General features: G+C 71.7%; 9 protein-coding genes. 4 read left to right on the top strand and 5 right to left on the bottom strand.

The window, feature by feature from the left end; translation table 11 throughout:
• Window positions 1–153 precede the first annotated feature (153 nt).
• From AOK24_RS29040 to zapE, 4 genes are all read right to left on the bottom strand, one after another.
• A complete protein-coding gene (locus AOK24_RS29040) occupies window positions 154–1,509 on the bottom strand; it encodes a PhoX family protein (RefSeq protein ID WP_055723012.1) in 1,356 nt (451 codons plus the stop codon).
• 329 nt (window positions 1,510–1,838) lie between these two features.
• Complete coding sequence (locus AOK24_RS29035) at window positions 1,839–3,320, bottom strand: SulP family inorganic anion transporter (protein ID WP_055723014.1); 1,482 nt, start codon at window positions 3,318–3,320, stop codon at window positions 1,839–1,841.
• Between the two features lie 8 nt (window positions 3,321–3,328).
• Window positions 3,329–3,910, bottom strand: coding sequence for a carbonic anhydrase (locus tag AOK24_RS29030; RefSeq protein WP_055723011.1), 582 nt, complete (start codon window positions 3,908–3,910; stop codon window positions 3,329–3,331).
• 679 nt (window positions 3,911–4,589) lie between these two features.
• The gene (gene zapE, locus AOK24_RS29025) at window positions 4,590–5,732 is read right to left on the bottom strand and encodes a cell division protein ZapE (RefSeq protein ID WP_420876703.1); all 1,143 of its coding nucleotides are present in this window, start codon (window positions 5,730–5,732) and stop codon (window positions 4,590–4,592) included.
• On the opposite strand from zapE, the gene AOK24_RS29020 reads away from it, so the two are divergent.
• From AOK24_RS29020 to msrB, 4 genes are all read left to right on the top strand, one after another.
• Window positions 5,731–6,501, top strand: a complete 771-nt coding sequence (locus tag AOK24_RS29020; RefSeq protein WP_079057045.1) for a pyrimidine reductase family protein — start codon at window positions 5,731–5,733, stop codon at window positions 6,499–6,501. The two genes, zapE and AOK24_RS29020, sit on opposite strands and share 2 nt — an antisense overlap.
• A gap of 179 nt (window positions 6,502–6,680) precedes the next feature.
• Entirely contained in the window at window positions 6,681–7,154 is a 474-nt protein-coding gene (locus AOK24_RS29015) for an indole-3-glycerol phosphate synthase (protein ID WP_107104073.1), read from the top strand.
• Window positions 7,155–7,222: 68 nt separating this feature from the next.
• A complete protein-coding gene (gene murC / locus AOK24_RS29010) occupies window positions 7,223–8,614 on the top strand; it encodes a UDP-N-acetylmuramate--L-alanine ligase (protein WP_055723008.1) in 1,392 nt (463 codons plus the stop codon).
• Window position 8,615: 1 nt separating this feature from the next.
• Complete coding sequence (msrB, locus tag AOK24_RS29005; protein ID WP_055723007.1) at window positions 8,616–9,023, top strand: peptide-methionine (R)-S-oxide reductase MsrB; 408 nt, start codon at window positions 8,616–8,618, stop codon at window positions 9,021–9,023.
• 2 nt (window positions 9,024–9,025) lie between these two features.
• Here the strand turns inward: msrB and AOK24_RS29000 are convergent, their stop codons facing one another.
• Window positions 9,026–10,042 carry a lysylphosphatidylglycerol synthase transmembrane domain-containing protein gene (locus tag AOK24_RS29000; RefSeq protein WP_055723006.1) on the bottom strand — a complete coding sequence of 339 codons (1,017 nt, stop codon included), beginning with the start codon at window positions 10,040–10,042 and terminating at the stop codon, window positions 9,026–9,028.
• Between the last annotated feature and the right edge of the window lie 213 nt (window positions 10,043–10,255).

The raw sequence follows: 10,255 nt of genomic DNA, 5'->3' as shown, positions 1-10,255 counted from the left end.
GCCGCAGGCCGTGAGGGCGAGGGCGCAGGCGGTGGCGAGGGCGCGTACGGGAGTGATCACCGTAGGACGGTATGACAATCACATCGGGCGTCCGGGGTGCCGCTCCGGACGGTTCACTCAGGGGGCCGAGGATTCCCCGGCCCCCCGTCGTCCCTACCGCCAGGGGCCCGTCACCGCGAACGTCGTCCCGGGCGTGTAGCAGTTGACGTACATCGTCCGCCGGTCCGGCGAGAACGTCACCCCCGCGAACTCACCCCACTCCGGCTTCTCCGGCGTGCCAATGTTCTGCCGGCCGCGGGCCATCGCGTACACCTCCCCCTTCCGCGTCACCCCGTACACGTGCTGCGCCCCGTCCCCGTCCTCGCACACCATCAGCCCGCCGCTCGGCGCGAGGCAGATGTTGTCGGGGGACTCGCCGGGGAGCTGGATGTCCGTGTCCGGGCCGAAGACGAGGACGAGGGTGAGGCGGCGGTCGGCCGGGTCGTACCGCCAGATCTGGCCGAAGTGGTCGGCGGCGGAACCCTCCGCCGAGCGGGCGAACGACGAGACGAAGTAGACGCTCCGGCCTCCCCAGTAGCAGCCCTCCAGCTTCTGGGCGTGCGTGATGCCCTTGCGGCCGTAGTCCTGGAGGCGGGTCGGCGTCGAGACGGCCTGCGGGTCGGGGACATCCACCCACTCGACGCGGTCGAACGCCGTGCCGGGTTCCTGGATCGACGAGAGGTCCGGTACGCCGGGGACGCGCATCGCCTGGAGGCGGCCTCCCGCGCGGAGCGAACCCGGGCCGCACAAGGGCTTCGCCGGGAGGAAGCGGTAGAAGAGGCCGAAGGGGCGGTCGAACGCGTCCTCCGTCTCGTACACGGCTCCCGTGTACGGGTCGATCGCCACGGCCTCGTGCTGGAAGCGGCCCATCGCGGTGAGGGGGGTCGCGCCCGAGCGGTGGGGGTCTGCCGGGTCCACCTCGAAGATGTAGCCGTGGTCCTTCGTGTAACCGTTCGTGCCTGCCTTGTCCTCCGTCTCCTCGCAGGTCAGCCATGTGTTCCACGGGGTGGGGCCGCCCGCGCAGTTCACCGCTGTGCCGGCGATCGCCACGCGTTCCGTGAGGACGTCCCCGTGCGGGGAGAGGGTCAGGGCTGTGCAGCCTCCCTTGCCCTCGGGGTCGTACGTCAGCCCGGGCACCGTCGGGACGGGGTGCTTCGCCGTGACCCTGTTCTCGTGGTTGCGGACCAGGTGGACCCGGCCCGCTCTGCCCGGGAGGGCCGTCATGCCGTCGTGGTTCGAGGGGACGATGCCCTCGCCCGAGCGGAGCGGGTCGCCCTCTCTGGACAGGACGCGGTACCTGAAGCCGCGGGGGAGGTCGAGGAGACCGTCCGGGTCGGGAACGAGGGGGCCGTAACCGTGGTGGCCGATCGGATCCGCGGCGGCCGTCCCGGCGAACAGATCGGTGAGGGCGCCGGTGAAGAGGACGCCTGCGGCGCTGGTGCGGAGGAGTTGGCGGCGTGTTGTAGACATGCGGGGACCTTCCTGCTGGCGGACAGGGGCGGTACGACGCATGTGTCTATCAGGATGATCGCCGTCCGGGAACAAGGCGTGCCCGGCTCGGGGTGTGTCCTGTGGTCCCGGGCCGGGCGTTTGGGGGCTCCCAAGGGGGTGCCGGGAGTTCGCCGTTGGAGGGTGCGGGTTGTGGGTGGCTGGTCGCGCAGTTCCCCGCGCCCCTAAAAGACACGAGTTCCCAAGTGCACGGAGTTTCCGCGCCCTTGAAGAGGCCGAGGCACCGGCGCCGGTACGTGCACCGTGCTGCCCTCGGCCTCGCAACCTGCCCCCCACCCGCCTTGAATGCTCTAACTCGCCGTCATCATCTTTACCGGCTCCGTTCCTACCGAGCTGTGCCTCTCTGCCCAGTTCTCCAGTGCCGTGCGGCACGCGTGGTCCAGGTGGTGGAGGCCCGAGAGGTCCAGTTCCACCGGACGGTCCTGCGGCAGGGACTCCAGGGAGTCCAGGATCTTCGGCAGGCGCAGGAACGTCGCGTTGCCCGACAGGTACGCCTGGACGGGCCCCGCCCCCTTGTCGACGACCTCCAGCTTGATGTGCGACGCCTCCCACGCGGTCTTGGCGACCGCGAGGGCGAGGCCGATCAGGACGCCCTCGAACATGCTCACCGCGACGATGGACACGGCGGTGACGACGAGGATGAGGGCCTCGCCCCGGTGCTCGCGCCAGAGGGAGACGATCGCGCGGACAGGAACCAGCTTCGCGCCCGCGTGGACGAGGATGCCGGCCAGGGCGGGGATGGGGATGTACGCGAGGAGGTTGGGGAACAGGGCGGCGAACAGGAGCAGCCAGACCCCGTGCAGCACGCGGGACGCCTTCGTACGGGCCCCCGCCTGGACGTTCGCCGCGCTGCGGACGATGACCGCGGTCATGGGGAGCGCCCCGAGGGCGCCGCAGATCGTGTTGCCGACCCCCTGCGCCATGAGCTCCTTGTCGTACTCGGTACGCGGACCGTCGTGCAGCCGGTCCACGGCCGCCGCGCTGAACAGGGACTCCGCGGACGCGATCAACGTGAACGCGACGACCGTACCGAGGAGCCCGACGCCGGCGAGTTCGCCGAACGCGCTGAGGGAGGGCGGCTGGATGGAGTCCAGCAGACCCTTGACCTCGACGGTGGCGACCGGCAGATCGAAGGCCACGGCCACCGCCGTCGCGAGCCCGACCGCGGCGAGCGGACCCGGCACCGTACGGACCTTGGCCGGCATCCGCTTCCACAGGACGAGGACGGCGATGGTTCCCGCGCCGAGCGCCAGTGAGGACAGCGCGGTGGTGGAGCCCGCCGCGTCCACGAACGCCTCGGGCAGCCCGGCGATCTTGCCGAGCCCCGACGCGGGAGCCTTCGTGCCGATGACCGAGTACAGCTGGCCGGCGATCAGGACGAGCCCGATTCCGGCCAGCATCCCTTCGACGACGGAGACGGAGATGGCCCGGAAGTACCGGCCCAGCTTGAGCGCGCCCATGGTGATCTGGAGCGCGCCCGAGACGAGGACGATGACGCCGAGCGCCGGGAGGCCGAACTCCTGGACCGCCTCGAAGACGAGGACGGTGAGCCCGGCGGCGGGACCGGAGACCTGGAGGCTGGAGCCCCGCATGAAGCCGGTGACGATCCCGCCGACGATGCCGGTGACCAGGCCGAGTTCGGCCGGCACCCCGGAGGCCACGGCGACGCCCACGCAGAGCGGGAGCGCGACCAGGAAGACCACCAGGGAGGCCGCGAAGTCGGCCTTGAGGTGCGGGAAGCGGGATATGCGGGTGTTCTGGGAAGTGGTCATCGGGCCGCTCACAGAGCCTGGAAGCGGTCGGTGGCGACGTCGTGCTCCTGCACGGCGCCGGTGTGGACCTCGTAGTACCAGCCGCGCACGGTGAGGCGGCCGTCGCCGAGCCGCTTCTCGACGCACGGGTAGGACCGCAGCCGCAACAGCTGCGCGAGGACGTGGTTCTGGACCGCGCGGGCGACGGTCGGGTCGGACGGTTCGGTCGCGTCCGGTTCGTCGGCGGCGTGCGCCAGCCAGTCGCGGACGGCCGGGACGCCGTTCAGGTCGTCACCCCGGACGAGCGCGCCGACCGCGCCGCAGTGCGAGTGGCCGCAGACGACGATGTCGCGGACGCCGAGGACCTCCACGGCGTACTCGATGGTCGCGGCCTCGCCCGAGGGGGCGCCGGTGCCGTACGGGGGGACGATGTTGCCCGCGGTGCGCAGCTCGAAGAGCTCGCCGGGGCGGGCGCCCGTGATCAGGGCGGGGACGACCCGCGAGTCGGAACAGGTGATGAACAGGACCTGAGGGGACTGGCCTTCTGCGAGCTTGGCGAACTCCTCAGGGCGCTGTCCGAACGTACGGGCGTTGTCGATGAGGGGCTGCATGTTCTGGTGACTCCTCCTGGCGCGCGTGGGGGCGCGTCGGACGTGCAGGACAGGGTGGGGGAACTGCTCCGTTCTGCCTGCTCTCTCAGCAGCGGAAGACCTGAAGTGCCGCTGGAGAGTGGCTCGTCGAGGATCTCGACGGGCGATGGCGGTCCGCACCGGGCAAGCCCGCCGGGTGCGCTGCCGCGGGATCGAGCGCCACCACGACCCGCTCGGGCTCGGAGGGAGCCGAGTCGGCGGTCAGGGTGGCGCGGCTTCGGTCGCGGGTGCGCAGCGGACCCGCAGGACCCCCGGACCGGTCACAGTCGCGGGACGTGACTTTGATGTCGCGCAGAGCGATGCCTAGGGGATGAATTCCGGGCTGAGCTTTGGCCTGTGCGTGACGGGCCGTGTGCGCGTGTGCGAAGGGAGAGATGGTGGTGAAGAAGGGGAGTGCGAGCAGGAACGCCGCGATGAGCGCCATGCCGGTCCGGACCCTCCCGCCTCGGAACATGCGCCCCCCTTCGAAGTCTCCACGCGTCTAGTCAGTACCAACTGTTGGTCAATGACTGGTCAAGAAACACGTTAACCCTGCAAAGAGCTTTGCAGGGTTAACTCCGCGTTTCGAGCGGGAGACCGCCTCAAAAAAGCGGTGCGGATGACGAGAACTGGCCCTTGACAGGCCGGGGGTGATTGTGGGTCAGTCCTCGGCGAGCCGCTTCGCGTCACGCGCGAGGGCGGTGAGGCGGGAGATGGCACGGAAGTACTTCTTGCGGTACCCGCCGCCCAGCATCTCCTCGCTGAACAGCCGGTCGAACGGCAGCCCCGAGGCCAGGACGGGCACCTCGCGGTCGTACAGCCGGTCCGCGAGGACGACCAGGCGCAGCGCCGTCGACTGGTCCGGGACCGGGCCGACGTCCGTCAGGCACACCGCCTTCAGGCCGTCCGTCAGCGCGCCGTAGCGGCTCGGGTGGACCTTCGCGAGGTGCTCCAGGAGGGCGGGGAACGCGTCGAGGGAGGCGCCCTCGGTGGCGTACGCGGCCTTCGTGACGACCTCGTCCCCGTACGGCGCCGGCGCGTCCGGCAGGCCGCGGTGGCGGTAGTCCTCGCCGTCGATGCGCAGCGCGCGGAAGTGCGCGGACAGGCCCTGGATCTCGCGCAGGAAGTCGGCCGCGGCGAACCGGCCCTCGCCGAGCTTGCCGGGGAGCGTGTTGGAGGTGGCGGCGAGCGCGACGCCCGCCTCGACCAGCTTGCCGAGCAGGGTCGAGACGAGGACGGTGTCGCCCGGGTCGTCCAGCTCGAACTCGTCGATGCACAGCAGGCGGTGGCCCGACAGCGTCTTCACGGTCTGCTGGAAGCCGAGCGCGCCGACCAGGTTCGTCAGCTCGACGAACGTCCCGAACGCCTTCAGGGAGGGGGCGGCCGGGGTCGCGTGCCACAGGGAGGCGAGGAGGTGGGTCTTGCCGACGCCGTAGCCGCCGTCCAGGTAGACGCCCCGGGGTCCGGCGGGCGCCTTCGCCCTGGCCTTGCCGAAGCCGAAGAACCCCCGTCTGGCGGTACCCGACGCGTGCGCCCCGCCGAGGCCCTCCGCGAACGACTCCAGGACGCCGACGGCCTGCGTCTGGCTCGGCTGGTTCGGGTCCGGGAGGTATGTCCCGAAGCGCACCGAGTCGAACCGGGGCGGCGGGACCATCTCGGCGACCAGGCGGTCCGCCGGGACGTACGGCTCACGCGCGCACAGGGAGACGGGCGCGGCGTGGGCTATCGGCTGGATACCGGAGGGCCCGGGGGAGTTCGTGGACACGGTTACCCATGCTAAAGGGCGTGTAAGACTGCCAGGCATGCGACGCCTGTTCCCTGTGACCGACCAGACAGCCACCGCTGAGCAGTGGAGCCTCGACGAGCTGGCGGACGCGTACGCGTTCCCCCCGGGGCTGTGGCTGCGGGCCAACATGGTCTCCACCCTCGACGGCGCCGGCCAGCACGACGGCCGCTCGCGCCCCATCTCCGGCCCCGCCGACCTGCGGATCTTCGGCGCGCTGCGGGGGCTCGCGGACGTCGTCGTGGTGGGGGCGCAGACCGTACGGCAGGAGGGGTACCGGCCCGCGGTCGCCCAGGAGAGGTTCGCCGCGCGCCGGGCCGCCGCCGGGCAGACGCCCGCGCCCGCCGTCGCCGTCGTCTCCGCCAGCCTCGATCTCGACTTCTCGCTTCCGCTGTTCAGCTCGCCGCTCGTGCCGACGCTGCTGCTGACCGGCGCCGGGGCCGATCCCGTGCGGGTCGCCGAGGCGCGCAAGGCCGGGGTCGAGGTGGTCGTCGCCGGGGACGGCGCCGGTGTCGATCCGGCGCGGGTGCCGGCCGCTCTCGGCGAGCGGGGCTTCGTACGGCTCCTCACCGAGGGCGGGCCCCGGCTGCTCGGGCAGTTCGTCGCCGCCGGGGTGCTCGACGAGCTGTGCCTCGCGCTCTCGCCGCTGCTCGCCGCGGGGGGCGCCCAGCGCATCACCGACGGGCCGCCCGTCGAGGTTCCGCGCCGCTTCGCACTGACGTCCCTTTTGGAGGAGGACGGGTTCCTCTTCGGGCGGTATCAAAGGGGAGAGAGGGGTTCCGGAACGTGAGTCCGACACCCCAGGGCTGTCAAAAAGGCGGAATGTGTCGTTCCGTTTAGCTTCGGGTGGGCAGACTAGGACTCGGCAGAACCCGTGCGAGCACGGGGAAGGATGGTTTCCGCAGGGCCACGGACGGCCTTCGGAGGAGTGAGGGCCACGGGGGTCCTCGAAGGAGAAGCGGGGTACTGGTGTTCACAAGCGTTCTGATGATCGAGAAAGCTCTGACGTCCGCCGACGTGGAGTTCGTCACGACCCTGCACGGCGACGAGCCGGTCACCTTCCACGTGCTGCTCCAGCCTCGCGGGGACCAGGCGGACCGGCTGCTGCGCGCCATCGACGACATCGCCCTCGGCGAGCTAGAGGAAGCCGTGCGGGAACGGGAGACCCCCGAGGGGGAGGCCGCGCGCAGCGTGGGGGAGCGGGCCCTGGAGGTGTCGCTCACCGCGCTGCGCTCCGCCGGGAGCACCGCGGTCGGAACCCTCGTCGAGGACCATCCGCTGGACGCGCTGAAGGGGGTGGTCGACGAGGTGGGCGCGGACGAGGTGATCGTGCTGACCGATCCGCACTACGTGGAGGAGTTCTTCCACCGCGACTGGGCCTCACGGGCACGGCACAAAGTGGGCGTACCGGTGCTGAAACTGTTCTCCCACAGCGACGCGTAGGGGCTGACAGGCTTCGCTAGGGTTGGGGTCGATTGACCTGTTCCGGTTCGACCTCTGGAGTACCGCCCATGGCACCCGGCCTTCCCGCCTCCCTCGAACGTCCGCACTTCATCGGGATCGGCGGGGCCGGGATGTCCGGGATCGCCAAGATCCTCGCCCAGCGCGGGGCGAAGGTCGCCGGGAGCGACGCCAAGGACTCCGGGACGGCGCAGGCGCTGCGGGCCCTCGGCGCGACCGTCCACATCGGGCACGCGGCGGCCCACCTCGCGGACGACGCCAGCAGCGTCGTCGTCTCCTCGGCGATCCGCGCGGACAACCCCGAACTGGTCCGCGCCGCCGAGCTGGGCATCCCCGTCGTGCACCGCTCCGACGCGCTCGCGTCCCTCATGGACGGCCTGCGCCCCATCGCCGTCGCCGGCACCCACGGCAAGACCACCACCACCTCCATGCTGGCCGTCTCCCTCTCCGCCCTCGGCCGCGAGCCCTCCTACGCCATCGGCGGCGACCTCGACGCGCCCGGCTCCAACGCCCTCCACGGCACCGGCGAGATCTTCGTCGCCGAGGCCGACGAGTCCGACCGCAGCTTCCACAAGTACGCGCCCGAGGTGGCGATCGTGCTGAACGTGGAGCTGGACCATCACGCCAACTACGCGTCCATGGAGGAGATCTACGACTCCTTCGTGACGTTCGCGGGGCGGATCGTGCCGGGCGGGACGCTGGTGATCTCGGCGGATCAGGAGGGGGCGCGGGAACTGGCCCGCCGGGTGTCGGACGTCCGGGTCGTCACGTACGGCGAGGCCGCCGACGCCGATGTCCGGGTCCTGTCCGTCGTACCGCAGGGGCTGAAGAGCGAGGTCACCGTCCTGCTGGACGGGCAGCAGCTCACCTTCACCGTGTCCGTGCCCGGGCGGCACTACGCGCTCAACGCGGTCGCCGCGCTGACGGCGGGCGCGGCGCTGGGGGTCCCCGCCGGCGAGCTCGCGCCCGCACTCGCCGCGTACACGGGGGTCAAGCGGCGGCTCCAGCTCAAGGGCGAGGTCGACGGCGTCCAGGTCATCGACTCGTACGCGCACCACCCGACCGAGATGACCGCGGACCTGGAGGCGATGCGGGCCGCCGCCGGGGACGCGCGGATTCTCGTCCTCTTCCAGCCGCACCTCTTCTCCCGTACGCAGGAGCTGGGCCGCGAGATGGGGGACGCCCTCGCCCTCGCCGATGCCTCCGTCGTCCTCGACATCTACCCCGCGCGGGAGGACCCCGTCCCCGGGGTCACCAGCGCGCTGATCATCGACGCGGCCCGGGCCGCCGGCGCCGACGTCACCGCCGTCCACGACAAGGCCGCCGCGCCCGCCGTCCTCGCGGGAATGGCCCGGGGCGGGGATCTCGTTCTCACCATGGGCGCGGGTGATGTCACCGACCTGGGCCCGCTGATCCTGGACCACCTGCGGACGAGGGGCTGACATGGCGTACGACGTCGAGAAGACCGACGAGGAATGGCGCGCTGAGCTGGGCCCGGAGGAGTACGCGGTCCTGCGGCAGGCCGGTACGGAGCGGGCGTTCACCGGGGAGTACACCGACACGAAGACGGTCGGCGTGTACTCCTGCCGGGCGTGTGGTGCCGAGTTGTTTTCGTCGGACACGAAGTTCGAGTCCCACTGCGGCTGGCCGTCCTTCTACGACCCCAAGGACACGGACGCGGTGGAACTGATCCAGGACCGCTCCCACGGGATGGTCCGCACAGAGGTGCGGTGCGCCCGGTGCGGGTCGCACCTGGGGCACGTCTTCGAGGGCGAGGGCTACGCGACCCCGACCGACCAGCGGTACTGCATCAACTCCATCTCACTGAAGCTGACGCCTGCGGAGGGCTGAAGTCACAGCAGCTCGCGCTGGACCATTGCCGACATCACCAGCATCCCCGGCAGCAGGGGGACCCAGACCGTGAGGACGCGGTAGCCCAGGACGGTGGCTGTGGCGAGGGAGAGGGGGGTGCCGTAGCCGGCGAGGGTGAGGATCAGGGCGGCGTCCAGGGGGCCTATGCCGCCTGGGGCCGGGACCGCGCCTGCCGCGGTGCTGGCTGCGAGGTAGGCGAAGGCCAGTTGGAGCCAGGAGAGGGGGAGGTCAAGGGAGGTGCCCACCGAGGCTACTATCGCCGCCTGGATCAAAGGGGCCGCCATCGCGCCGCCCCACAGGGCCAGGACGCGGGACGGGCGGGAGTGGATGCCCTTGACGCCGGTCAGGGCCGTGCGGACGAAGTCGACCGTGGGGCGGCGCAGGGGGCGGAACGCCGCCAGGACCAGGGCGGCTGCGGCGGGGACCAGGAGGATGCCGGTCACCGCGGCCATCAGGGCTTGGCCGTTGGGGAGGAGGGCCTCGGGGCGTACCGCGTTCGGGGCCGCTATCACGAACGCCAGCACCACCGGGGTCTTGGCCACCGCCCTCGCCAGGGAGTAGAGGGCCAGGGACGCCGTCGCGCGGGGCAGCGGGACGCCCTGGCGCTGGAGGAAGCGGAGCGTCACCGCGTGGGCGCCCAGGCTCGCCGGGAGGACGTGGTTCGCCGCGCCCGCCGCGAACTGGGAGGCCAGCAGGGGGCCCGGCGGGAGGCGGTCCAGCAGGGCGCCCTGGCGGATGAACGCCGCCGCCACGCAGCCCAGGAACGTGAAGCCCGCGCCGGCCAGCAGCCACCACGGGTCCGCGCCCGTCAGGCGGGTCGCGCCGTCGCGGACCGTGTGCCAGTCCAGCGCCGCCCAGATGATCAGGAACAGCAGCGGCAGCAGGCTGATCGCCCGGCGGACGTGGCGGCTCGCGGCGGGGTTCTTCCCGGCCGTCGTGGTCGTCGGGAGCGGGGCTGTCTCGTCGTACAGCGTCTTCGTGGTCGGCAGCACGGTCACGGGGCGCTTCGTCCTTTCGCGTCGCCCCCTCCCGCGTGGGGCGTGCGGGAGGGGGCGAGGTGCGGCGGCGTCGGTCCGGAGTGAGCGGTGGGGCGTACGAGGAGTCTCGCGCGCCCCCTGGACCGTCGCCGGTGTGGGGAGGGGATGAGGGAGAGATTCCCCTCCGGTGTGACGGTGCGGTGTCCGGGAGCCTACGAGGTGCGGGCGGAGGGG

Source organism: Streptomyces niveiscabiei (assembly GCF_001419795.1).
GTDB lineage: Bacteria > Actinomycetota > Actinomycetes > Streptomycetales > Streptomycetaceae > Streptomyces > Streptomyces niveiscabiei.
This window is presented reverse-complemented; position numbering and strand designations above follow the sequence as displayed.

Bases quoted from the DNA above. Each gene is read 5' to 3' on its own strand.
- AOK24_RS29030 (WP_055723011.1), bottom strand. From the start codon at position 3,910: ATGCAGCCCCTCATCGACAACGCCCGTACGTTCGGACAGCGCCCTGAG.
- murC (WP_055723008.1), top strand. From the start codon at position 7,223: ATGGCACCCGGCCTTCCCGCCTCCCTCGAACGTCCGCACTTCATCGGG.
- zapE (WP_420876703.1), bottom strand. From the start codon at position 5,732: ATGCCTGGCAGTCTTACACGCCCTTTAGCATGGGTAACCGTGTCCACG.
- msrB (WP_055723007.1), top strand. From the start codon at position 8,616: ATGGCGTACGACGTCGAGAAGACCGACGAGGAATGGCGCGCTGAGCTG.
- AOK24_RS29020 (WP_079057045.1), top strand. From the start codon at position 5,731: ATGCGACGCCTGTTCCCTGTGACCGACCAGACAGCCACCGCTGAGCAG.
- AOK24_RS29035 (WP_055723014.1), bottom strand. From the start codon at position 3,320: ATGACCACTTCCCAGAACACCCGCATATCCCGCTTCCCGCACCTCAAG.
- AOK24_RS29040 (WP_055723012.1), bottom strand. From the start codon at position 1,509: ATGTCTACAACACGCCGCCAACTCCTCCGCACCAGCGCCGCAGGCGTC.